At 61.9% G+C, this 21202-nt stretch carries 24 protein-coding genes, 1 other RNA gene, 1 pseudogene and 1 riboswitch; of the genes and pseudogenes, 17 read left to right on the top strand and 9 right to left on the bottom strand.

What is annotated here, in order from left to right; translation table 11 throughout:
- Positions 1-19 precede the first annotated feature (19 nt).
- Entirely contained in the window at positions 20-1639 is a 1620-nt protein-coding gene (locus ACA097_RS16265; RefSeq protein WP_371364535.1) for a mechanosensitive ion channel family protein, read from the top strand.
- 322 nt (positions 1640-1961) lie between these two features.
- Entirely contained in the window at positions 1962-3290 is a 1329-nt protein-coding gene (locus ACA097_RS16270) for an OprD family porin (RefSeq protein ID WP_371364537.1), read from the top strand.
- Between the two features lie 461 nt (positions 3291-3751).
- Here the strand turns inward: ACA097_RS16270 and ACA097_RS16275 are convergent, their stop codons facing one another.
- The 5 genes from ACA097_RS16275 to ACA097_RS16295 form a co-directional block, all read right to left on the bottom strand.
- The gene (locus ACA097_RS16275) at positions 3752-3943 is read right to left on the bottom strand and encodes a hypothetical protein (RefSeq protein ID WP_160288444.1); all 192 of its coding nucleotides are present in this window, start codon (positions 3941-3943) and stop codon (positions 3752-3754) included.
- 249 nt (positions 3944-4192) lie between these two features.
- Entirely contained in the window at positions 4193-4387 is a 195-nt protein-coding gene (locus ACA097_RS16280) for a hypothetical protein (protein WP_043255448.1), read from the bottom strand.
- A gap of 333 nt (positions 4388-4720) precedes the next feature.
- Positions 4721-5920 carry a hypothetical protein gene (locus ACA097_RS16285; RefSeq protein WP_371364539.1) on the bottom strand — a complete coding sequence of 400 codons (1200 nt, stop codon included), beginning with the start codon at positions 5918-5920 and terminating at the stop codon, positions 4721-4723.
- Positions 5921-5998: 78 nt separating this feature from the next.
- Positions 5999-6505, bottom strand: coding sequence for a hypothetical protein (locus ACA097_RS16290; RefSeq protein WP_371364541.1), 507 nt, complete (start codon positions 6503-6505; stop codon positions 5999-6001).
- Positions 6506-6583: 78 nt separating this feature from the next.
- Positions 6584-6850: a DNA-binding protein gene (locus tag ACA097_RS16295; RefSeq protein WP_371364543.1), complete on the bottom strand. Its 267-nt coding sequence runs from the start codon at positions 6848-6850 to the stop codon at positions 6584-6586.
- Positions 6851-6986: 136 nt separating this feature from the next.
- On the opposite strand from ACA097_RS16295, the gene ACA097_RS16300 reads away from it, so the two are divergent.
- The 15 genes and pseudogenes from ACA097_RS16300 (at position 6987) to ACA097_RS16370 (ending at position 15263) form a co-directional block, all read left to right on the top strand.
- Complete coding sequence (locus ACA097_RS16300; RefSeq protein WP_371370531.1) at positions 6987-7211, top strand: DNA-binding protein; 225 nt, start codon at positions 6987-6989, stop codon at positions 7209-7211.
- Between the two features lie 5 nt (positions 7212-7216).
- Positions 7217-7327: pseudogene (locus ACA097_RS16305) on the top strand (Arc family DNA-binding protein); the annotation flags it as partial.
- 28 nt (positions 7328-7355) lie between these two features.
- Positions 7356-7643, top strand: a complete 288-nt coding sequence (locus tag ACA097_RS16310) for a DUF5447 family protein (protein ID WP_371370532.1) — start codon at positions 7356-7358, stop codon at positions 7641-7643.
- 3 nt (positions 7644-7646) lie between these two features.
- Complete coding sequence (locus tag ACA097_RS16315; protein WP_371364545.1) at positions 7647-7874, top strand: hypothetical protein; 228 nt, start codon at positions 7647-7649, stop codon at positions 7872-7874.
- A gap of 227 nt (positions 7875-8101) precedes the next feature.
- Entirely contained in the window at positions 8102-8515 is a 414-nt protein-coding gene (locus ACA097_RS16320) for a DNA-binding protein (RefSeq protein WP_371364547.1), read from the top strand.
- Between the two features lie 16 nt (positions 8516-8531).
- Positions 8532-8762 (top strand): hypothetical protein, encoded by a 231-nt coding sequence (locus ACA097_RS16325; protein WP_371364549.1) that lies wholly within the window; start codon positions 8532-8534, stop codon positions 8760-8762.
- On the top strand, positions 8759-8971 hold the full coding sequence (locus ACA097_RS16330; RefSeq protein ID WP_371364551.1) for a hypothetical protein: 213 nt from the start codon (positions 8759-8761) through the stop codon (positions 8969-8971). Before ACA097_RS16325 ends, ACA097_RS16330 begins: the two co-directional genes overlap by 4 nt.
- 13 nt (positions 8972-8984) lie before the next feature.
- Positions 8985-9215 carry a major capsid protein gene (locus ACA097_RS16335; protein ID WP_371364553.1) on the top strand — a complete coding sequence of 77 codons (231 nt, stop codon included), beginning with the start codon at positions 8985-8987 and terminating at the stop codon, positions 9213-9215.
- A 145-nt stretch (positions 9216-9360) separates the two neighbouring features.
- Positions 9361-10800, top strand: a complete 1440-nt coding sequence (locus ACA097_RS16340) for a virulence factor TspB C-terminal domain-related protein (protein WP_371364555.1) — start codon at positions 9361-9363, stop codon at positions 10798-10800.
- The gene (locus ACA097_RS16345) at positions 10800-11126 is read left to right on the top strand and encodes a DUF2523 domain-containing protein (RefSeq protein WP_371364557.1); all 327 of its coding nucleotides are present in this window, start codon (positions 10800-10802) and stop codon (positions 11124-11126) included. Before ACA097_RS16340 ends, ACA097_RS16345 begins: the two co-directional genes overlap by 1 nt.
- Before the next feature lie 12 nt (positions 11127-11138).
- A complete protein-coding gene (locus ACA097_RS16350; protein WP_371364559.1) occupies positions 11139-12332 on the top strand; it encodes a zonular occludens toxin domain-containing protein in 1194 nt (397 codons plus the stop codon).
- Positions 12333-12473: 141 nt separating this feature from the next.
- The gene (locus tag ACA097_RS16355; RefSeq protein WP_371364561.1) at positions 12474-13766 is read left to right on the top strand and encodes a hypothetical protein; all 1293 of its coding nucleotides are present in this window, start codon (positions 12474-12476) and stop codon (positions 13764-13766) included.
- Positions 13766-14761: a tyrosine-type recombinase/integrase gene (locus ACA097_RS16360; protein ID WP_371364563.1), complete on the top strand. Its 996-nt coding sequence runs from the start codon at positions 13766-13768 to the stop codon at positions 14759-14761. Before ACA097_RS16355 ends, ACA097_RS16360 begins: the two co-directional genes overlap by 1 nt.
- 20 nt (positions 14762-14781) lie before the next feature.
- Positions 14782-14991 (top strand): YodC family protein, encoded by a 210-nt coding sequence (locus ACA097_RS16365; RefSeq protein ID WP_371364565.1) that lies wholly within the window; start codon positions 14782-14784, stop codon positions 14989-14991.
- A gap of 5 nt (positions 14992-14996) precedes the next feature.
- Positions 14997-15263, top strand: coding sequence for a hypothetical protein (locus tag ACA097_RS16370; RefSeq protein WP_371364567.1), 267 nt, complete (start codon positions 14997-14999; stop codon positions 15261-15263).
- An 87-nt stretch (positions 15264-15350) separates the two neighbouring features.
- On the opposite strand, the gene ssrA is transcribed toward ACA097_RS16370, so the two are convergent.
- The 4 genes from ssrA to ACA097_RS16390 all read right to left on the bottom strand — a co-directional run bounded on the left by ssrA (position 15351) and on the right by ACA097_RS16390 (position 21118).
- Positions 15351-15707: a transfer-messenger RNA gene (gene ssrA, locus ACA097_RS16375) on the bottom strand.
- Between the two features lie 68 nt (positions 15708-15775).
- Complete coding sequence (locus tag ACA097_RS16380) at positions 15776-16453, bottom strand: type 1 glutamine amidotransferase domain-containing protein (protein WP_043255374.1); 678 nt, start codon at positions 16451-16453, stop codon at positions 15776-15778.
- A gap of 100 nt (positions 16454-16553) precedes the next feature.
- Positions 16554-17564, bottom strand: a complete 1011-nt coding sequence (locus tag ACA097_RS16385; RefSeq protein WP_043255372.1) for a sodium:calcium antiporter — start codon at positions 17562-17564, stop codon at positions 16554-16556.
- 58 nt (positions 17565-17622) lie between these two features.
- A riboswitch (yybP-ykoY riboswitch) is annotated at positions 17623-17798 on the bottom strand.
- Positions 17799-17836: 38 nt separating this feature from the next.
- Entirely contained in the window at positions 17837-21118 is a 3282-nt protein-coding gene (locus ACA097_RS16390; RefSeq protein WP_371364570.1) for a carboxyl transferase domain-containing protein, read from the bottom strand.
- Between the last annotated feature and the right edge of the window lie 84 nt (positions 21119-21202).

Below are 21202 nucleotides of genomic sequence, written 5' to 3' on the forward strand. Positions count from 1 at the left end.
CAATGGGGTGGTCGGATCTATGCGCATCAGGGCGTATCTGTGGTCGTTGATGGTTTTGCTGCTGTGCTGCGTCTGCACCGCGAAGGCGGCGGATACGGCCGATGCGACGAGCGCCGCGCCGGCGACGGCGGAACTGAAGGTCGCAAACCGCAGCATCATGGTGTTTCGCGGCAATCTGCTCGGCGAGAGCCCGGAAATCCGCGTCGCCCGGGCCAAGGCTGCGATCGACGAGGCGCTGGAAGGTCACGCGGAACTGACGGTGACCGTGGATAGCGTGCAGAACAGCTACATGGTCCTGCTCGCCGACCGCCGCGCCTTCTTCGTCACCCCCAACGACCTCGGTCCGGACGACAGCAGCGTGCATGAAGCAGCCCAGCAGGCGGCCGAGCGCCTGCGCCAGGTAGTCGTCGAAAGCCAGGAGGCGCGCAGCCTGCGCTTCCTGCTGGTCGCGGCGGCGGCCGCGAGCATCGCCACGCTGATCTACCTGGCGCTGCTGCGCGCGCTGCACTGGATGCGCGGCAAGCTGCTCGCAGTGCTGGTACGGGTCATGAATCGCCACGCCGAGAGCCTGAAGATCGGCCACACGCCGCTGATCGACACCGGCTTCCTCTTCCCGCTGATCCGCCGGGTGGCCTCGCTGCTGTACTGGATCCTCGTGCTGCTGGCCAGCTACGAATGGCTGAGCTTCGTGCTCGCGCGCTTCCCCTATACCCGGCCCTGGGGCGAGAGCCTCAACAGCTACCTGCTGGAGCTGGCGACCTACCTGCTGACCGGCATGGTCAACGCGATTCCCGGCCTGGCCGTGGTCATGGCGATCTTCTTCATCGCCCGTGGCATCAGCGCCTTCAGCCGGCGTCTGCTGCAGCGCCTGTCGCGGCCGGGCGCCATCCCCTGGCTGACCCAGGAAACCCTGATCCCCACGGAGCGCCTGACCTCGCTGGCGATCTGGTTGTTTGCCATCGCCATGGCCTACCCGTACTTCCCCGGTTCCGGCACCGATGCCTTCAAGGGCCTGTCGGTGCTGATCGGCCTGATGATCTCGCTGGGCGCCTCCAGCGTGGTCGGCCAGGCCGCGTCGGGGCTGATCCTCACCTACACGCGCACGCTGCGGCCCGGCGAGTTCGTCCGCATCGGCGAGCACGAGGGCACGGTCAGCGTGGTCGGCATGTTCACCACCACCATCGTCACCGGCCTGGGCGAGGTGCTGACCATCCCCAACTCGACCATCACCGGCGCAGTGACCAAGAACTACTCGCGCACCGTGCAGGGCGCGGGCTACGTGGTCGATACCACCGTGACCATCGGCTACGACACGCCCTGGCGGCAGGTCGAGGCGATGCTGCTGGAGGCGGCGCGGCGCACCGAAGGCATCCTGCAGCGGCCAAAGCCGCACGTGTTCCAGACCGCGCTGTCGGACTTCTACCCGGAGTACCGCCTGGTCGCCCAGGCCGTCCCCAGCGGACCGCAACCGCGCGCCGAGTTGCTGAGCATGCTGCACGCGAACATCCAGGACGTGTTCAACGAATACGGCGTGCAGATCATGTCGCCGCATTACCTGGGCGATCCGCGCGAACCGAAATGGGTACCGCGCGAGCAGTGGTATCAGGCCCCGGCACAGCTGCCGAAGGACCCGGAGTGATCGCCTGACCGCACCGCGACCTTGCGGCCGGCAGCTATGCCGGCCGCTTGCTTTCCGGTCTCGGCTGATACCTCGGAGAAGGCTCTGGCACGGGGATTCATTACATTTTTGTTAAGAGTCCTTTGCCTGATTGCGGGTTCAAATCGCCCGCGCAATCGGCATCATGTGTCCCCACTCCGCAGGGGAAAACAAGCGGGGACCGCGTATTACCTCTCGATCGTTCGGCTGCTCCTCGCGAGCCTGGCCGCGCACTCGTTCTGCCTTAAAAAACGTGCCGTCACGCTTACATCGGCTCGCATTCCAAGACACAAGGGGCACCACCATGAAGCACGTCAAACTCAGCCTGCTGATGCTCGCTGTATCCGCCGCCAGCCAGATGGCCCACGCCGACGCTTTCGTCAGCGACCAGGCCGACGCCAAGGGCTTCCTCGAGGACAGCCACCTCGACCTGCTGCTGCGCAACATGTACTACGACCACGACGGCAAGAACGGCGCCGGCGACCAGCGTGACTGGACCCAGGGCTTCTTCGCCAACTACAGCTCCGGCTACACCCAGGGCACGGTCGGTTTCGGCGTCGACGCCTTCGGCTACCTGGGCCTGAAGCTGGACGCTGGCGGCGGTAACGCCGGCACCGGCAACCTGCCGGTGGACAGCCATGGCGACCCGCAGGACAGCTACGGCAAGGCCGGCGGCGCGCTCAAAATTCGTGTTTCCAAGACCGAGCTGAAATTCGGCGACATGCAGCCGACCGCTCCGGTATTCGCTGCCGGCGGCACGCGCCTGATGCCGCAGACCGCCAGCGGCTTCGCGCTGAAGAGCAGCGAAGTGAAGGACCTGGACCTGGAAGCCGGCCACTACACCGCCGCTACCAGCCCGGTGACCACCAGCCACACCGGCGGCATCTTCGCCACCTACGCCAACGTCGAGGCCGACAGCGCCAGCTTCCTGGGTGGCCGCTATGCCGTCACCCCGGACCTGAGCGTCTCGCTGTATGGTGCCGAACTCGAAGACATCTGGCGCCAGTACTACGGCAACGCCAACTACACCCTGGGCCTGGGCGGCGATCAGTCGCTGAACTTCGACTTCAACCTCTACAAGACCACCGACTATGGCCAGGCCAAGGCCGGTCGCATCGACAACACCACCTGGTCGTTCGCCACCGCCTACTCCTTCCTCCACGCGCACACCCTGACCCTGGCTTTCCAGAAGGTGCAGGGCGATACCCCGTTCGACTACGTGGGCTTCGGCGACAACGGTGCAGGCGCGGCCGGCGATTCGATCTTCCTCGCCAACTCGGTGCAGTACTCCGACTTCAACGGTCCGGGCGAGCGCTCCTGGCAGGCCCGCTACGACCTGGCGATGGACACCTACGGCGTACCGGGCCTGAGCTTCATGACCCGCTACATCAACGGCACCAACATCGACGGCGAGCACATGGCCGCCGACAGCCCGTACCGTGCCTACAACTACGGCGCCGATGGCAGCCACCACGAAACCGACGTGGAAGCCAAGTACGTGGTGCAGTCCGGCCCGGCGAAGGACCTGTCCTTCCGCCTGCGCCAGGCGTTCCATCGCGGCAATGCCGACCAGGCCGAGGCGGACAACAACGAGATGCGCCTGATCATCGACTACCCGCTGTCGATCCTCTGACGGCCGCAAGGCCCGCCGGCATCGCGCCGGCGGGCGTTCAAGGATTGTTACGTTTTCCCGAAGAGTTCATGGCTGTCTGCGGAATTTATTCGCAGGCTAACGGTCTTTAACCTGTCTCATCCATTCCGCCGCATCGCACAGGCGATGCGGCGGAAACCGGCTCCTGACGTTGAAAAATCGTGATTGCTCTATCAACGTCCTTTCAGCCGCTCCCCTGGGAGCGGTTTTTTTTATGCCCTGTTTTTTCCTCAGCTGTCGCCTGAGCCCCCGTGCAACAGGCTGATTCCGTCTCGGGAAAATGCCGTATTACCGACCAGCGCCCCGGCGGGGAAACTCAACCCATCGCCGATCGCGCCGGCGTCCCGGGAAGCGGCGCGGTCCGGCGATGCCTACACGGCGGGGACGTGATTCGGAGGGGCAGGCGAGAGCGCTACCGGCGGGAGGCTTGAGGAAATCGCCGATCAGAGCATGACCTGGGCGAACCAGAACGGATGAGCCGGTTGATGCAGTGGCGCCGGGGCTGGCATGCGGAAAGCGTGTTCGACGCGGACCGGTTTGCTCAGCGGCGGCGACCAGACGATCACCGTCCAACTCAGGGCGCCAACGAATACGCTGGCCAGCAATACGTTGGCCAGCAGGAGGAGTTTGAACATCCAGATTCCTCTTCTTGTTATTCGTGGAGGTTCGGGGTGCTCTTAAGTACCACAACTGGGCAGGACGGAAAATGATCTGTGGAGCCAAAGGCGAGCCATTCAGAGCCACCTTCCACCTGCGAGCATCGCCCCCAGAAAACCCGGCTAGAGCATTCCGGTGACGTTCAGCAGTTGCAGCCAGTGGATCTCCCGCGGCCCACGGAAGAGCAGCAGGGAAAGGACGATCAGCAGCAAAGGCAGCAACTGCAATCAGAGAAAGACCGCGACATGCGCATCCCTATGCCAGCCACTAAAACCGGCCAGCAAAGCGCCAATGAGCAATAGCGCCGCGACCAGGCCATGGGCTGAGACAAGGAGTCGCAAGGGGAGGGATGTACCGGCCGAGGCGCTCTGGAAGTACCAGTAGCTGGTCAGCAGCATCAACGGCAGCCAGAGCAGTTCCATGGCAGCTCCAGGCATTCGTCCTGCGAAGAGACTAGCGCCCGCCAGCCCCAATGAAAAAGCCCCCGAACTTCGCCTGGAAGGTCGGGGGCTTCTCGTCTTGCATTTGGTGGGCCGGGGGGATTTGAACCCGTTCCCTGCCGGTCTCGTTGCTGGTCTTCCTTGGTCAACATCAGCTTTCTAGAGAGCTCATCAGTTACTCCATGGCTAATGTTGGCAATTGTCCGTGAGTGGGTTCGACACTTTTTCGACTCATGGCTTTGTTGCCTTGGTATTAGTTCGCTGACCAGTAGCTTATCCCTTACGCCCTGATCTTTTCGATTTGTGCGGAGGGATTTAATTATCGGGCTCCTTCCAAGAGTTTAGGCGTCTTTTTTTAAGAGATTCTCTTGTTTTTTCGAATATCTTCTCCCGGAATAGCTCTCCTATATTTCTTTTTCTGGGGATTTGCGAATCTAAGTAGCGAGTGAGTCCATAATTTTTTATTTCAATTTTTGACTCTTGGTCGCTTAAAAAATCTGGCGCTGTTGTTCTGTAAGGGTCGTATATGGTTAATTTGTTTTTAGGATTAATTAGCCAGTTTTTTATGGTGTTATTTATGTGCGGGTCGCCAAATCCATATCCGATGACATCGATTTCGCAAGAGTGGTTTATCCTATTTTTGAATTCTTCAAATAGGGCTCGCGGGGCAATTTGATCAAAAGTTTTGCTGAATTTATGAGAGCCAGAGAGTAGGGAGCGTCTTAGGAATTGTAGCTCTCCATTTTTGTCATAAACGCAAAGCTCCATCGTTGCGCGGACTTTGGATTCTTGGCAGATTTCTCTGTTGTGCTGTTCTATTTTTCTTATTTCATTTATATGTCCCCCTATAGGCTCATTTTCATCGGGGGTGCACTTTAGGTATAGGTTTTTATCTTCGGCGGCAAATATGTCAAGTGAGCCATGTAGCTTTATTATGTTTATCCCTTCCTCGTCTTTGGTGAGGAAGTTAAGGTTTCCTGAATCTAGCTGCTCTTTTGTTGCGACTTTGAATCTTGCAATGTGAGAGTAGTTGTTTTCTTCGCTTTCATAGAAGCCGTCTTTGTATTTTATTCCATGGTGCTTGCATATTTCTTCGAGGTTTATGTCGTGATTTAGGCTGAATATGTCAACTTTTCCATGCTTTGATATCAGACTCTTTATTCCGTCGTAATCTTTGCATTTTAATTTGAAGTATTCGGTGGTATTTTGCTGGTCCTCTAGAAGTAGAATCTGTACGCACTCTGTTAGCTGGAGGGCTGTTGATGTGGCTACGCTTGACTGTTCTGGATTGTCTATTCTTATTCTTTCAAGCTCACCAATCATTTCCTCATAGTGTAGCTTTGGGTTGGAGATTATTTTTTCAAAAATATATCTAAAATCAGGGCTTTCTCTGAAATCAAATAGCTTTGTGTCAAGCCTTTTTAAGACGTTGCTTCTTAATATATTTGTGAACTCCCAGACGAGTGGCATTCCGCATTCGTAGGAGGCGCCCGCGCCAATCAAGAGTGCTTTCATGGTATGTTCTTCTTGATTTGTTTTTGATAATAATCAATAGGGGGGATTTTGCGGTTTAGTCCATCTCTCGGGGAGCCTTTAGTCTCCACAGCTTTCGGCTTTCTTTTGTGCCGTTCGCTCTGTTGGGTTCTGCTGGTGTTGCTGCCACCAAAACTGGCATTGCGCGGACTCGAAGCGTTTTTCCTGACTGATGCGCGCCTGTTCTGCCTGGCGCTGGGCAAGTTGTTCGGCTTGTCGCTGTTCTCTGGCTTCTTCTTCTAGCGCCATTCGCTGCTGCAGTTCGGCCTGCGCTTGCCTTGAGTTTTCTTCGGCTTGTCTCATTGCTTGTTGCATATAGTGGCCGGCCTCATTGAGTGCGGCCTTCATACGCTGCTCTTGGATATAGTCGTAGAACAGCTTACCGCCCCAAAGGCCGCCGACGATGATGATGGCGGCCAGGATGATGGCGTGACTTGGGTCCATCGGACGATAGACGTGGCTGGGAGCTGAGGAGCGATGGCCAAGACGTTCGTTGCGATCGTCTATTTCGTCGTCCATGTCGAAGCTGAGGTTTTTCAGCTGCTCGTCGATTTCGCGCTTATCCATGCCTGACGTGCTCCTGTTATTCCTTCTTGACTCCACGTGCTCGGGCGTACCAGCGCCTAGCCACTTCCGTTGTGATCGCTATCCCGCGCTTTGATTGGTCAAGTTTCGGTGTGCTTCGTCGTATTCGGGGCTTGTTTGCCCGCATTCAGGGGCGATGTTGCCGCTGACCAGCCATAGAGCGTATTCGGGTGCGAGCTCAACGATGACCTTTATGTCGTCCTCGTTTACCCGCCGACCGCCTTTTCTGAGCGCGTACCACTTTTCACGGTCGACGCCGCTTAGCTCCTCCAGCTTCTTCGCGGTGAGCTTCTTATAGTCAAGTATCGCGACGATGCGGTCTTTCATATTCCTAAATCATCTAAATAGCCGGCAATATTTGCTAGTCAAAAATGCCCGCCTGCCTATAATCGTCAATATGAAACCGGCAAATATTGCCGGATCATAATTGACCAACAAATACCAACATAGTGCAGCAAAGGCCATGGATGTGGAAGAAATCAAGCTCACTCTGAAAGACCTACTCGCGCCCCCGCCGGTGATGCCCTGGAGGGAATTCGCCGACTGGATCCGGATGGGAGACAACCACGACGTCGTTTGGGGTTGGATTCGCAACGGCTACATCCCGTCACACAAGGTCGGGAAGCACGTCATGGTGAACGTGACGCTGCTGACTCGGGAGTTGTTGGAGAAGGAGTGGACCGCATGAGCCGCATGGATTCGCAATTCAAGCTCCGCCTGCCTTCTGCGCTCCGTTCCCGCGTTGAGCGCTCTGCCAAAGCCGCTAACCGCTCCTTAAATGCCGAGCTGGTCTTCCGTCTCCGAGAGAGCTTTGACTGGGAGGTGTTTGCCGATGCACGTCAGTCGATATCTGCACCTACCCCATCCCGCCCACTGCGACTGCTCTGTGTGCTTTGTCGCAAGGATGGGGCCGCAATCGTGCAACCCGTCTCCGTGTCTGGACTGCCAGCCCCCTGGGCGCCCTTACAAGGAAAATGGCCGGTGGCTCTGCCGCCCCCGTTCTTTCTGCGCGAAACACGATCCCGCCCGGCGTCCGCCGCAGTACTGGCACGTTGTGTACGACAGCGGCAGACCGACGCCCTTCGTGCCGATCCGCGAGCCCTTCGAACTGGAGGCCTGAGCCATGCCCACTGACGCCACCTTCTGCGTAAGTTTGCTGTTCGCCCTCCTGACCTGCGTTGGCTTTCCGCTGATGTGCGTAGCCCATGAAATCTCGAAGTGGGCCGACCGCAACAAGCGCACCCAGGCCAACCCGGTCCAGGGCCGCCGCCCCGGCTTGTCCGAACCCGCTTTCCCGTTCGGACAAACGGAGCGCCGGGCGAAGCGCACCCTTGACCGCCCCCCGCCCTGAATAGCCTCCGCTCTGGAGTGTGGGGCAGCTCCACCGCCCCGCGCTCCTGAGCCCTCGGCGGCAAGAGCGGGATGACAAGGGCAGCGCCCTTGGTGTTCACCCGACTTACCGCCCGCACCACCGCAAAACCAAGCACCACCCCACCCGCTGAATGACGGCCACCAAAGCGAGCCCATTGCAGCAGCGGGCCAACTCATGCCCGAAAAAGGCCAATAAGGAGCTTCACCATGTTCGATACCGCCAAAAGCATCACCGAGATTTGGGTCACCAAGACCGACACCTACACCTCCAAGAGCACGGGCGAAATTTACGCCAACGTCCAAGCCATTTCGGCGATCCCGCCGGGCTCGCGGGGCAATGCCAAAGGCTACGAAATCACCGAGTACCCGGTAGAGCCGACCCTGCTGGACGAAATCGTTTTCGTCGATGGCCCGGTTCTCTGCAAGTTCGCCTCGGTGGTGCGCCCGACTCAAGACCGCTTCGGCCGAGTAACCAACACCCAAGTCCTCGTCGAACTGCTCGCCGTCAACGGCAAGCCCCTCGGCGATGCGCCTGCCGCCCGCCCGGCTGCGCCCCAGCAACCGGCCCGCTCCGGCCAGCAGCCCACCTCGGACAAAGCGTCCGAGCCGGCCAAGTCCTAAGCCGAGGGGCGCCTAGATGAAAGCTCCGCTGCGTTTCGCCTTCGGCTGGGTTCTCTACGTCGCACTCTTCTGCGCCGTCGCTCCGGTAGTGCGTGCGGTGCTGGCGTTCCTCGATGGCGCTCCGCTCGATCTGGCTATCTCCCTGGCTGCCGCCCTGGTGGCCTTCATCGCCCTTTGGTGGTTCGTCCTCCGCGCCTTCTGGCGCTGGTGTGACGCCCCCCGGCGGCGGGTCGGAGCGGCCAAGTGAATTTCCTCGCTTGTGACGGCAGCTGGACCGTGAACGCAGATGGCGCCGCCGCCTGCACCGGCACCCTGCACACCTACACGAGCGAGGAAATGCGGAGCCTGTTGGGCTCCGATCTGACCTGGGATCAGGTCGCCGAATTGCGCGGCGAAGTGCTCGGACTCTTCTGCATCGCGTTCGGCTTCCTGGCCCTGAAACGACTCATCAAATAGCGAGGTAACACCCATGAACCAACTGAAAACCCAGCTGCAAAACGGCGCTTCGGCCTTCGGTCGTAAGGCCGCTGCGGTAGCCGCTCTGTCCGTCGGCGCTGTCGGCGTCGCCATGGCCGAAGTCCCGGCTTCCGCCACCACTGCCCTGAGCACCGCAGGCGAAGACACCAGCACCATCGGCTGGGCCGTGTTCGCCGTGCTGGTCGCCGCCGCGGCCTTCAAGTACATGCGCCGCGCCCTGTAACCCCACCCGGCCTAGACAGCCGAAGCACCGAACCCCGCTCCGGCGGGGTTCTTTCTTCTGGAGACACTGCAATGACCGTCCAATGGTATGTCCTCATCGTCACCACCTTGGCGTTTGCCGTGGTGCTGTTCGGGCGGGTGTGAGCATGGGACGGCGCATCCTTCTGGCTCTGGTCCTTTGCCTGGGTACGGTCTCGGCTCATGCGGCCGACTACTACTGGGAAATTGGCTCGGTTCAGGCCGCGACCCCTGAGGCGCTTTGCACGCTCGCTGCGGCGAACTACCCCAATGTGGTATCGCATAGCGCCTCCGCCCCCTTCGTTTCGGGAAGCGAGATAAGTGCCTATTGCTATGTGAATCAATCCACCGGCAATCAGTACCGTCTCCAGATGTACCGTCGTGGCACCAGTTGCCCGGCAGGCACGACGTACAACACTCAGACCGGCGCCTGCGATGCACCGCAGCCTGATAAGTGCGAGTCAACCAAGGGCCAGGTGATCTACCACGGGCAAAAGATTGCCGACATTCAAGACGGCCATCTGAGCAACTACGCCGAGCCGCCTGCGTCGATGTGCTCGGGCTCCTGCACCTACAACTCCCCCGCTGAGTTCGCCGATGCCTACCGCTTCAAGAACGGCGACCCCGCCGGGGTGTGGCAGAACTACTCCTACTTGGGGACCGGCGAAAGCTGCACCGCCTCCACCTCGTCCCCCGAGCCGAGCACGCCCTCGGAGCGCAATCCGACCGGCGAGAAGACCACTACCTGTACGAACAAAGTCCCGCTTTACGGTGAAAGCATCGACGGGGGCTACAAGTACGACTGCCGTGCGTTCGAGTCGAAGACTGAGCCGGGCAACCTCAAGTGCGCTAGCGGTGAAAACGGGAAAACGGTCTGTGTCACCGGCAAACCGAGCCCCAGCAAAAAAGACACCGAAATTAAGACCGAGGTGAAGGAAGAGCCTGCCTCCGATGGTTCGTCCACTACTACAACGACGACCACCACCACGGTGACCAGCTGCACGGGGGTGGATGCCTGCACGACCACCACCACGGTGAACAACAGCACCAGCGGCACCAAGGCCGATGGCACGCCCGGCGACACCTCGTCCAGTTGCTCCGGCCCCGGCTGCCAGGAAGGCGAGTCGGACGACGGCGAGGACGAAGAGGACCAACCCGAGCGCACCGCCTCCGGCGATACCGACTGTGACGCGCCCTTGGCCTGCGACGGCGACGCCATCGACTGCGCGGTCCTGCGGCAACAGAAGCAATTGCGCTGCGAAGTGAAGGACCAAGGCGACTTCCCCAAGCACAAGGACGAAGTGAAAGGCCTGCTCGGCAACGGCCAGTTCGCCCAGGAAGAAGACGGCCAAGTCGAAGCGCCGTCCTTCCTCAACCAAGGCAGCCGCTTCCTGCCCGCCACCTGCCCAACCGCCAAATCCTTCTCGCTCAAGACCAATGGCGGGCGGACCTTCCAGCTCAGCTACGAGCCGCTGTGCGCCGCCGCCAGCGACCTCGGAATCCTCTTCGTGATCGGAACCAGTGTCTTTTGTGCGCTCTACGTCGGGCGCGCCTTCGGAGGTGAATGATGCAATTCGTCTACTTGGCTCAACTCGTCTTCATGATCATCGGGCCGCTGGTGCGGCTGGTGTTCAAGGTGATCGGCATCGGCTTTATCACCTACACCGGATCGAACCTGCTGCTCGATCAGGTGCGCAGCTACATCCTTGGGAAGTTCGGTGCGGGCTCCATCGTGATTCAGCAGATCCTCGGCCTCGCCAATGTCGATGTGTGCATCAACATGTTCCTGGCCGCCGTCACCACGCGAATGGTGCTCAGTGGCTTGGACAAGATTCAGGATCGCCGCCGCAAACAGGTCTGGAATCCCCCGGGCCGCGACTACATCGACGCGTAAGGGGGACCAGCCATGCTCTATATCCGCACCGGCAAACCTGGCCACGGCAAGACCCTCAACACCATCCGCGAAGTGGACGCCAAGGCGAAGGCCGAAGGTCGCGTCGTGTACTTCCACAACGTCGCCGGCCTCAAGCCGGAGAAGCTCGACGCGGCCTGGTTCGAGTTCGACGACCCGCTTAAGTGGTACGAGCTGCCGCACGACGCGATCATCGTGGTGGACGAATCGCAGGGCTGGTTCGGCGTGCGTGATCCGCGCAATCGCCCGCCCGAGCACATCACCCGCTTCGAGACCATGCGTCACCAAGGCCACGAAGTGCACCTCGTGACCCAAGACCCGCGCTACATCGACGTCCACCTGAGGCGCCTGTGCAACGGCCACATCCACTACTGGCGGGTCTTCAAGAGCCAGCAGCTGCTCCGCTTTGAATCGGAAGTGGTGATCGAAAGCGTCGAGAAGAAGACCAGCTTCAAGGATGCCGACAAGACCGTCCTCAAGCTCGATAAGAAGTACTTCGGCGTCTACAGCAGCACCCAGGCCAAGCACCATTTTTCGTTCAAGCCGCCGAAGAAAATGATCCTCGCGCTCGCGGTGATCATCGGCGCGGGCTTCCTCGTCTATCGCGCGTATGAGCGCTACCAGCAGGGCAGCAAGCCTGCCGAGGCGGAGGCGAGCAGCACCAAACCCGGCGAGGACAAGGGCGTAGTCGATCAGGTGAAGTCCTCGGTCGGCGCGCTCATTACGCCCAGCGGCGGCAATGAGGCCAAGCCCCTCACCGCTGCGCAGTACCTCGAACGCCGCACCCCGAGGGTGCCGGACGTGCCGTCGTCGGCCCCGGTGTATGACCAGCTCACGCAGCCGGTGAGCCATCCCCGCGTGTACTGCCTGTCCACCACCGACCCACGCCTCGTCGCCCGGCGTCCGCAAGCCACGGTGAAGGATGGCAAGTCCTGCCAGTGCTACACGCAGCAGGGCAGCAAGTTCGCGACGTCCTTCGATTTCTGCATGAGCGTGGCGCAGGACGGCTACTTCGACCCGAGCATCCCCGACCGAGGCACAGGCCCTGATGGCGCCCTCGCGCAACGACAGCCGCAGCCGGGCCAGCCCCTACCCGACAACACCGCGAACCCTACCGGCAGCGGCGAGGACTTCGGCGGACCGAGGGTGACGGTGATCCCGCACCAGAAAGGGGAATTCCTGTGGTAGCCGGCTGGCTCCGTTTTGCGGCTGGAGGCGACGGAGGAGCCCCACCGCAAACCGGCCAGCCGGCGCGGTCGACGCCCCTGTAACACGTCGGATAACCCGGAACTGAAGTAGCCATTAATGGACATTGAAGGACTGTAGAAAATGAGCAAACCGACCCACCAAATCCGCGCAATGCTTCAACCTGATGGGCAGTTTTTCGAGTCGCCCGAAGGGCGCCTGTTTTTCAGTCGTGGCTCTGCCAAATTCACTGACCTGTCCGGCGTGCGTTTCCTGCGCTGTGGCGTGGACACCGTTCGCCAGCTCTACAACGGTCTTATTCGTCCCGAGGTGTTCGCTCTGTTCGAGGAGCGGGAAGAGGTTGTTGAGTTCGCGGGCTATGAGTGGGTCAAGGGTCGCATCGGTCGCGATTCGGGCTATCAGTTCCGGCTGCAGAACGCCGACCTCGGCTTCATCCTGCTCATCAAAAACCACAACGTGAAGGCCGAGAACATCGGTCCGCACCTCAAGATTGAAGTGTCGCCGCACGCCCTAGATGGCGCCGATCCGCACATCCTGCAAGGCATGCTTGATGACCTCGCCGCTGGTGTTCTCGCCGCCTGCGAAACCAACCAATGCGCCGTGCATATCGCGCTTGACGTGCAGGGCTGGGCACCTCCCGCCGATCTGGTGGACCGCATGCATTGTCGCTCGCGCCGCGTGCGCCAAATCAGCGGTATTGAGCGCATCGAATTCGACGGCAACGCCTCGGTTTATGGTCGTGGTGAAACCTTCATGTTCGGCACTGCTGCCGGCATGCAAATGTGCATCTACAACAAGACGCTTCAGGCTCGGGCCACCGACAAGCTCGATTACTGGCAGGCCGTATGGGCTACCCTGAACGGCGATCCCTTCGGCGATGACGAGCCCGCGTATAACCCGCTGGAAACGGTATGGCGTATCGAGTTCCGCTTTCACCATTCGGTGATTCAGCAGTTCTCGGAGGGCTCTACGCTGGCCTCTGGTGATGTGATCGGATTCCGCACCTACGACGGGCTCTGCCCGCATCTGCAAGGGCTCTGGCAGTACGCCTGCGAGAGCTTCCGCTTGCTGGAGTCGCGTTTCACCTTCGATCCGTTCTGGTCCCTCATCACCCAGGACGTGAAGGTCCAGGTCGAGGCCGATCCGCTCATCGAACGCACGGAGTACCGGCGTTACTACAAGACGGCCCAGGGCTTCTCCGGCAAGAACTGCGAAATGTTCCTCGGCCAGTTCGCCAGCCTGATTGCACGGGAGCGGTATGCGCCAAAAAAGGCCCTTGAGGTCGGGAGAACGCTGCCGTTCTGGCATGTGATCGAAGATCACTACACGGCGAAGGGGTACAGCACTCGCGACTTCGAAAGGCACATCATCGGGCTCATCAATGATCGCTACCTAAAACGGGGGTATGCGATCTAATGAGCATCACTAAGCTCCCGGATGGCCGTTGGTTTGTCGATGTCGAACCGATCAAAGGGAAACGCTTCCGTAAGCGGTTCAAGACCAAGGGGGAGGCCCAGCGCTTTGAAACGACAGTCCGTCAGAAGTGCGCCGAAAATCCTGCGTGGAGTATCAAGCCAAAGGATCGTCGCCGCCTCTCTCAGCTGGTTCAACTCTGGTACGACCTGCATGGCCATTCGCTGCGTGACGCTCCGCGCCGCCTGTCGAAGCTCCAGCAATTAGCTGTTCGCCTGGGTGATCCGGTGGGCACCGCATTCGATGCGGCGTCTTATGCGCAGCTGCGCCGCAAGCGTCTGGATGAGGGGATTTCGGGGAAGACGCTCAATAACGAGCTGGGCTACGCGCGTGCAGTCTTCAACGAGCTTAGGGCTCTAGGCGAGATCGACTACGCCAACCCGCTGGCCGGGGTGAAGCTGCTCAAGCTTCAAGAGCGCGAACTGTCCTGGCTTACTTTGGAGCAGATAGCCGAACTGCTCGAGGCGATCCGGACTGGCTGCGACAATCCGCATACGGAGCCGGTTACATTGCTTTGTCTCGCCACCGGAGCCCGCTGGTCGGAGGCCGAGAAGCTGACCCCGCATCGTCTACAAGGCAACGTCGTCACCTATTCCGGCACTAAGTCGGGCAGGGTTCGTCATGTGCCTATTCAGTCCGAGCTTGCTGATCGGCTCCGAGCCCATTGGAAAGCCAGCGGGCCCTTCACGTCGTGCATCACTTCGTTCCGTCGCGCCCTGGAGCGCACCACGATTCATTTGCCGCAAGGGCAGGCCAGTCACGCTCTCCGGCACACCTTCGCCAGTCACTTCATGATGAACGGCGGCAACATCCTCACGCTCCAGAAGATCCTGGGTCATTCGACGCTGACGATGACAATGCGCTATGCACATTTGTCCCCAGACCATCTGCAGGATGCTATTCGATATGGGCCTTTGGCTAGGTTTCCGGCTTCATAGACGGTATAACAACAAGGCAAATGGCCATCGAAAAGGAGATGCACATGGCGAAGGGAAATGAGTTCAAGGTTGGTGACATTGTTAAATTGAAGTCTGGCGGCCCTGATATGGCAGTTCAGGCAGTGGTCAATCAGGAGAGCGGCATTTACGCCTGTCAGTGGTTTGCCGGTAAGAAGCTTGAGTCTGGAAGATTCCCGGCGGACTCCTTGCAACTGGTGAAGCCGGAGTAGGCCCCGTGGAAGCCAAGGACGTTGCGCAGTGGATGCTCGAGCAGTTAGAGCGTGAAGGGTGCATTTACCAAGATGATGTTGTTGACCACTTGGTGAAGGGCAACGCAGAGGGCTTGCTCCGTGAGAACGCTGACGGGAACCTCGTCGTTGGTCGCAAGGTTCTTGATGCCTTCAAGGCTGTTTCTGAGCAAACCGTAGTTTGGGTTAAACCCGACATGTACTGGCGCTGGCGTGTTGCAGAGGACGAGCCTGGTCGAGAGGCAAGGGGATAGTTTGCGACAGTTCCTCGACACTTACGTCCAGCAAAGAAAAAGCCCCTGAAATTCACTAGGAAAATCAGGGGCTTCTCGTCTTGCATTTGGTGGAGCCGGGGGGATTTGAACCCCCGTCCGCCAGCACTCGGCTATCGGTTCTACATGCTTAGCCATCTCTATTAGGTTAACTCCTCGCGGCCCGAGTGGCAGGGCGCTTGGAGCGAGCTGTATGAGTTTTAGCCGTTACGTCTACAGCGAACTTGGCGGCGATCCTGTTCTATCTGACAGACCTAATCTTCGGGTTTACAGGCATCCCCTAGGGTCTGCTGGCGCCCTTAGGCGGCCAGAGCGTAGTTGTCGTCGTTGGCAACTATGAAAGTGTGGCAGCGGATTTACGAGAACTGTCACCTACTCGGCATGCCCCTCAAGTTTCGTCACCGGCGTCGAATCCTAATCGGCCCCACGAACCTTGGAAGGTCGGCGGCCATTCTACGCGAAGGCCGCCGCAATAGCCACTCGAAGCGGCCGGCTCAGCCGAGCAACTTGAGCAGGGCGTTGGCGACGGCTTCGGAGGAGGCCGGGTTCTGCCCGGTGATCAGCAGGCGGTCGACTTCGACGTGGCTCTGCCAGTTGTCTGCCTTGCTGTAGCGACCGCCGTTGGCCTTGAGCACGTCCTGGACCAGGAAGGGCACCACCTGGGTCAGGCCGACCGCGTCTTCCTCGCTGTTGGAGAAGCCGGTGACGTGGCGCCCCTCGACCAGCGGCTTGCCGTCGCCGTTCTTCACGTGGCGCAGCACGCCCGGTGCGTGGCAGACCGCGGCCACTGGCTTGCCGGCGTTGGCGAAGGCTTCGATCAGGGCGATGGAGTGCCGGTCCTCGGCCAGGTCCCAGAGCGGGCCGTGGCCGCCGGGGTAGAAGATGGCGTCGTAGTCGTCCTCGCTGACCTCGGCCAGCACGCGCGTGCTGGCCAGTTCGGCCTGGGCCGCGGCGTCCTGGCGGAAGCGCTCGGTGGCCGGAGTCTGGGCGTCGGGTTCGTCGCTCTTGGGGTCGAGCGGCGGGTGCCCGCCCTTGGGCGACGCCAGGGTCAGTTCGGCGCCTGCGTCCTTGAACACGTAGTAGGGCGCGGCGAATTCCTCCAGCCAGAATCCGGTCTTCTTGCCGGTGTCGCCCAACTGATCGTGGGAAGTGAGCACTACCAGGATCTTCATGGCCTCTCCTTACTTGCAGCGTATGACGGCAGCCAGCGCCGTGGCGCTGGCTGGAACCCGTCAGTTTAGGCGCTGCGGACGGCCTTGCACGGCGCGCCGGTCAGTGCGACAGGGTGATCGCCAGGTAGGTGACGTAGAGTGCGCCGTTGCCCAGCAGGACCCACGCGGCGATGCCGTCCCGATGCGCATTGATGCGCAGCCAGACCGCGGCGAGCAGGGTGATCAGCACGCCGGTCAGTACTTCGATGCGCGGCTGCCAGGGTGTCAGCAGGATGCCGATGGCCGGCAGCAGGGTGCCCTGGAAGACCATGGCGCCGGTGATGTTGCCGAAGGCCAGGGTGTCCTTGCCGCGACGTACCCAGAGGATGCTGTTGACCTTTTCCGGCAGCTCGGTGGCGATCGGGATGATCAGCAACGAGATCAGCAGGGCGGATACTCCGAGCAGGTTCGACAGGCCTTCCACGCCGTGGATGAAGCCTTTGGCGCCGGCCACCAGCATGGCCAGGCCAAGTACCAGCTGCAGGGCGATGGTGAAGGCGTTGGTCGGCAGGCCGATGCGCGACAGCAGCATGGGGCCGTCGGCCTCGGTGCCATGGCCATCGTCCACGAGATCACGCGAAGCTCGGATGGTCAGCGTGATGTAGCCGATATAGGTGAGCACCAGCAGCACGCTCAGGCCGATGCGGTAGGTGTGCAGCTGCGAGGGTACGAACATTGCCAGCGTCGCCAGGGTGAACGCCAGGAGGAAGAAGTTCAGGTCGCGCAGCAGGCCGCTGCGCTCTGGTTTCAGGCGCCCGCGCAGGCCGCGCTTGCCGATGACGAAGCAGGCCATCAGGCAGGCGGAGAGGGTGGACAGCATCAGCGGTGCGCCGAGGATGGCGCCGACGCCGACTTCCTCGTTCACCGTCACGTTGCTGGTGCCGGCGAGCAGGGCCAGCAGCGGGACAAGGGTTTCCGGCAGGGCGGTGCCGATGGCGGCGAACAGCGAGCCGGTGACGCCTTCGGAGATGCCGAGGCGTTCGCCGAAGTGTTCCAGGGCGTTGGTGAAGACTTCTGCAGCAACCAGGATCAGCAAAAGCATGCCGAGCAGTTCGAGGACGAAAGTCAGCATGCGGCGCGCTCCTCGTGGAGAGAAGGCGAAGCGGGGTGCGAAAGGTGCATCACGGTGGAACTCCCGGCCGGTGTGATACCCATGACCATGCGCCTCCCCGGCCGTTGCGGAGGTTGCATGGTCAAAGGTCTTGCCAGGCGCTGCGCTGATCACACCATGGCCTGCGGGCCAAGGATGTTGGCGTGATCCCCGCCGGACGGACCGGGCGGGCGGCTACTCCCCAATGACGCCGGGCATTCTAGCGGAACGCACGGCGTGCTCAAGGGGTTGTTTCACCATGTGTCGATGAGTGGGCGCTTCTTGCCCTCGCGTTTTGCCGGCTTCGGCGCCGAGGCCAGGCCGCGCAGCAGCCAGCGGCGCGTCTCGGCCGGGTCGATGACGTCGTCGATCTCCAGGAAGCTCGCCATGTTCAGGCCTTTGCCGTTGCGGTAGGCGGCGGCGACCATCTTGTCGAACAGCTTCTGCCGCTCCTGCGGATCCTCCACGGCGGCCAGTTCCTTGGCGTAGCCCAGGCGTACCGCGCCTTCCAGGCCCATGGCGCCGAACTCGCCGCTGGGCCAGGCGATGGTGAACAGCGAGGCGTGGAAGCTGCCGGCAGCCATGGCCATGGCGCCCAGGCCGTAGCCCTTGCGCAGGACCACGGTGAAGAAGGGCACGCTCAGGCTCGCGGCGGTGACGAACATGCGCGAGACGTGCCGCACCGTGCCCTGCTTCTCCGCTTCGGGGCCGACCATGAAGCCGGGGGTGTCGCACAGCGAAAGCAGCGGCAAGTCGAAGGCGTCGCACAGCTGCATGAAGCGCGCGGCCTTGTCGCCGGCCACGGCGTCAATGGCGCCGCCCAGGTGCGCGGGGTTGTTGGCGATCAGGCCGAAGGGCTTGCCCTCGATGCGCACCAGGGCGGTGATCATGCCGGGTGCGAATTGGCGGCGCAGTTCCAGCACCGAGCCTTCGTCGGCAAGGGTGGCGATGACCTGGCGGATGTCGTAGGCGCGCAGGCGGTTCTCCGGCACGGCGTGGCGCAGCAGGCGCTGGTCGGCGCACTGCCAGTCGCGCAGTTCGCCCTGGAAGTACGACAGGTACTGGCGGGCGATGCGGGTGGCTTCGGCCTCGTCTTCCACCAGCACGTCGATCACGCCGTTCGGGCCCTGCACGTGGCTTGGCCCGACCTCTTCGGCGGCATAGCGGCCCAGGCCGCCGCCTTCGATCATCGCCGGGCCCGCCATGCCGATGCTGCTGTCACGGGTGGCGATGATCACGTCGCAGCAGCCGAGCAAAGCGGCGTTGCCGGCGAAGCAGCGACCGGACGCCACGCCCACCAGCGGCACCAGCCCGGAGAGTTTCGCCATGCCCATGAAGGTGGCGCAGTCGAGCCCGGCGACGCCCAGGTAATCGCTGTCACCGGGGCGCCCGCCGCCGCCTTCGGCGAAGAGCACCAGCGGGATGCGCCACTGCTCGGCGAGTTGCAGCATGCGGTCGCTCTTCTTGTGGTTCATCACGCCCTGGGTGCCGGCGAATACCGTGTAGTCGTAGGCGATGGCCAGGCAGCGCGCGGCCTCTTCGTCGAACAGCGCTGCGTTGACGCTACCCAGGCCTGTGACCAGGCCGTCCGCCGGGCTGATCGCCTGCAACTCCTCCAGGCTGCGCCGGCGGCGTTGCGCGGCTATGGCGAGGGCGCCGTATTCGATGAAGCTGTCGGGGTCGAGCAGGTCGGCGAGGTTTTCCCGCGCGCTGCGTTTGCCTTGTGCGTGGCGTTTGGCGATGGCTTCCGCACGGCGCTCGTCGAGGCCGATGGCGTGGCGCTCGATGACTTCGGCGAGGTCGGCGCGGATGTGGTCCAGGTCCAGTTCGTTGCTCTGTTCAGCACTGTGCGCGGCCACTTCGGCGGGTTCGATGAACAGCAGCGGCGCGCCTTCGTCGAGGCTGTCGCCGGGCGTGGCCGCCAGGCTGTGGACGATGCCGCTGGCGCTGGCCTTGATCTCGAATTCCATCTTCATCGCTTCGACCACCGCGATCACCTGGCCCTGGGCCACGGCGTCGCCGGGCGCAGCGAGCAGGCTGACCAGCACACCGGCACTCGGCGCGTTCAGCGCTTCGCAACCCGGCGGAACGTCCGCCGCTTGGCGGCTCTGCACTTTGGCCTCCTGGGCGATCCAGCGGTGCGGGTGGGCTTCGCCTTGAGCCGCCAGCAGCTCCGGCAGGTGCTGTTCGATGAAGCGGGTATGTACCTGGTTGTCGGTCAGCTCCGGCTGGCGCAGCAGGTTGAGCAGCAGGGGGATGTTGTTCGCCACGCCGTCGAGGTGGAACTCGCAGAGTGCGCGGTAAGCGCGGCGCAGCGCCTGTGGATAATCAATCGCGTGGACGATCAGCTTGGCCAGCAGCGAGTCGTAGCCGGCGCTGGTGCGATAGCCGGGGTAGCCGTAGCCGTCCACGCGCAGGCCCGGGCCGCTGGGCGGCTGGTAGCTGTGCAGCACGCCGCTGGCCGGTTGCGGGGTGCCGTCGGCGGTGAGGTTTTCGAGGTTGATCCGCAATTGGATGGCGAAGCCCTTGGGCGCAGGGATATCCGCTTGCAGCAAGCCCAGTTCGGCGAGGCTGGCGCCGCCGGCGATGCGCAGTTGTGCCTGGACCAGGTCGATGCCGGTGACGGCCTCGGTGACCGTATGTTCCACCTGCAGGCGCGGGTTCGCTTCCATGAACAGGAAGTCGCCGCTGTCTTCGTCGAGGAGGAATTCGACGGTGCCAAGTCCGCGATAGTGAACCACTTCGGCGAGGCGCACGGCGGCCGCGACTATCGCCCCGCGTAGACGCGGATGCAGGCCGGGGCTGGGGGCGATCTCCAGCAGTTTCTGGTTGCGCCGCTGCAGGCTGCAGTCGCGTTCCCACAGGTGACTCACGTGGCCACTGCCATCGCCAATTACCTGCACTTCGATGTGCCGTGCGCGCTCGATCAGGCGCTCGACATAGAGTGCGTCGTTGCCGAAGGCTGCGCGGGCCTCGGATTGGCAGCGGGCATAGGCTTCGGCGATTTCCTCGCGCATGCGTACCGCGCGCATACCGCGTCCGCCGCCACCGGCGAGGGCCTTGATCATCATGCCGGCGCCGCTGGGCAGTTGGGCGAAGAAGCGTTCGGCCTCTTCCAGCGAGGTGGCGCTGTTGGTTCCGGCAGCCAGTGCGATGCCGTGTTCGCTGGCCAGCGCGCGGGCGCGGGCCTTGTCGCCAAGCTGATCGAGCACATCCGCGTCGGGGCCGACGAAGCGCAACCCGGCGGCCTCGCAGCGGCGGGCGAACTCGGCGTTCTCGGAGAGGAATCCGTAGCCGGGGTGCACCGCATCGCAGCCGGCGGATAGGGCTGCTTCGATCAGCTGCTGCATGTCCAGGTAGGCCGAGGCGCCACGACCGCGCAGGGCGACGGCCTGGTCGGCCTGGCGGGTGTGCAGCGAGGTGGCGTCGTCCTCGGCGAACACGGCGACGCTGCGCATGCCGAGCTCGGCGGCGGCGCGGGCGATGCGGATGGCGATCTCGCCACGGTTGGCGATCAGCAGGGAGGCGATGGGCATGGGCGATTCCGCTTGGGCTACGGGGAAATCGCTCCATCTTAGGGAGGGCAAGGGGCGCCGGAATGAAACGGGGTTTCGCGAATG

It is taken from the genome of Pseudomonas sp. QL9, assembly GCF_041409665.1.
Lineage (GTDB): Bacteria > Pseudomonadota > Gammaproteobacteria > Pseudomonadales > Pseudomonadaceae > Pseudomonas > Pseudomonas knackmussii.

Bases quoted from the DNA above. Each gene is read 5' to 3' on its own strand.
- ACA097_RS16265 (WP_371364535.1), top strand. From the start codon at position 20: ATGCGCATCAGGGCGTATCTGTGGTCGTTGATGGTTTTGCTGCTGTGC.
- ACA097_RS16270 (WP_371364537.1), top strand. From the start codon at position 1,962: ATGAAGCACGTCAAACTCAGCCTGCTGATGCTCGCTGTATCCGCCGCC.
- ACA097_RS16275 (WP_160288444.1), bottom strand. From the start codon at position 3,943: ATGTTCAAACTCCTCCTGCTGGCCAACGTATTGCTGGCCAGCGTATTC.
- ACA097_RS16280 (WP_043255448.1), bottom strand. From the start codon at position 4,387: ATGGAACTGCTCTGGCTGCCGTTGATGCTGCTGACCAGCTACTGGTAC.
- ACA097_RS16285 (WP_371364539.1), bottom strand. From the start codon at position 5,920: ATGAAAGCACTCTTGATTGGCGCGGGCGCCTCCTACGAATGCGGAATG.
- ACA097_RS16290 (WP_371364541.1), bottom strand. From the start codon at position 6,505: ATGGATAAGCGCGAAATCGACGAGCAGCTGAAAAACCTCAGCTTCGAC.
- ACA097_RS16295 (WP_371364543.1), bottom strand. From the start codon at position 6,850: ATGAAAGACCGCATCGTCGCGATACTTGACTATAAGAAGCTCACCGCG.
- ACA097_RS16300 (WP_371370531.1), top strand. From the start codon at position 6,987: ATGGATGTGGAAGAAATCAAGCTCACTCTGAAAGACCTACTCGCGCCC.
- ACA097_RS16310 (WP_371370532.1), top strand. From the start codon at position 7,356: ATGCACGTCAGTCGATATCTGCACCTACCCCATCCCGCCCACTGCGAC.
- ACA097_RS16315 (WP_371364545.1), top strand. From the start codon at position 7,647: ATGCCCACTGACGCCACCTTCTGCGTAAGTTTGCTGTTCGCCCTCCTG.
- ACA097_RS16320 (WP_371364547.1), top strand. From the start codon at position 8,102: ATGTTCGATACCGCCAAAAGCATCACCGAGATTTGGGTCACCAAGACC.
- ACA097_RS16325 (WP_371364549.1), top strand. From the start codon at position 8,532: ATGAAAGCTCCGCTGCGTTTCGCCTTCGGCTGGGTTCTCTACGTCGCA.
- ACA097_RS16335 (WP_371364553.1), top strand. From the start codon at position 8,985: ATGAACCAACTGAAAACCCAGCTGCAAAACGGCGCTTCGGCCTTCGGT.
- ACA097_RS16340 (WP_371364555.1), top strand. From the start codon at position 9,361: ATGGGACGGCGCATCCTTCTGGCTCTGGTCCTTTGCCTGGGTACGGTC.
- ACA097_RS16345 (WP_371364557.1), top strand. From the start codon at position 10,800: ATGCAATTCGTCTACTTGGCTCAACTCGTCTTCATGATCATCGGGCCG.
- ACA097_RS16350 (WP_371364559.1), top strand. From the start codon at position 11,139: ATGCTCTATATCCGCACCGGCAAACCTGGCCACGGCAAGACCCTCAAC.
- ACA097_RS16355 (WP_371364561.1), top strand. From the start codon at position 12,474: ATGAGCAAACCGACCCACCAAATCCGCGCAATGCTTCAACCTGATGGG.
- ACA097_RS16360 (WP_371364563.1), top strand. From the start codon at position 13,766: ATGAGCATCACTAAGCTCCCGGATGGCCGTTGGTTTGTCGATGTCGAA.
- ACA097_RS16365 (WP_371364565.1), top strand. From the start codon at position 14,782: ATGGCCATCGAAAAGGAGATGCACATGGCGAAGGGAAATGAGTTCAAG.
- ACA097_RS16380 (WP_043255374.1), bottom strand. From the start codon at position 16,453: ATGAAGATCCTGGTAGTGCTCACTTCCCACGATCAGTTGGGCGACACC.
- ACA097_RS16385 (WP_043255372.1), bottom strand. From the start codon at position 17,564: ATGCTGACTTTCGTCCTCGAACTGCTCGGCATGCTTTTGCTGATCCTG.
- ACA097_RS16390 (WP_371364570.1), bottom strand. From the start codon at position 21,118: ATGCCCATCGCCTCCCTGCTGATCGCCAACCGTGGCGAGATCGCCATC.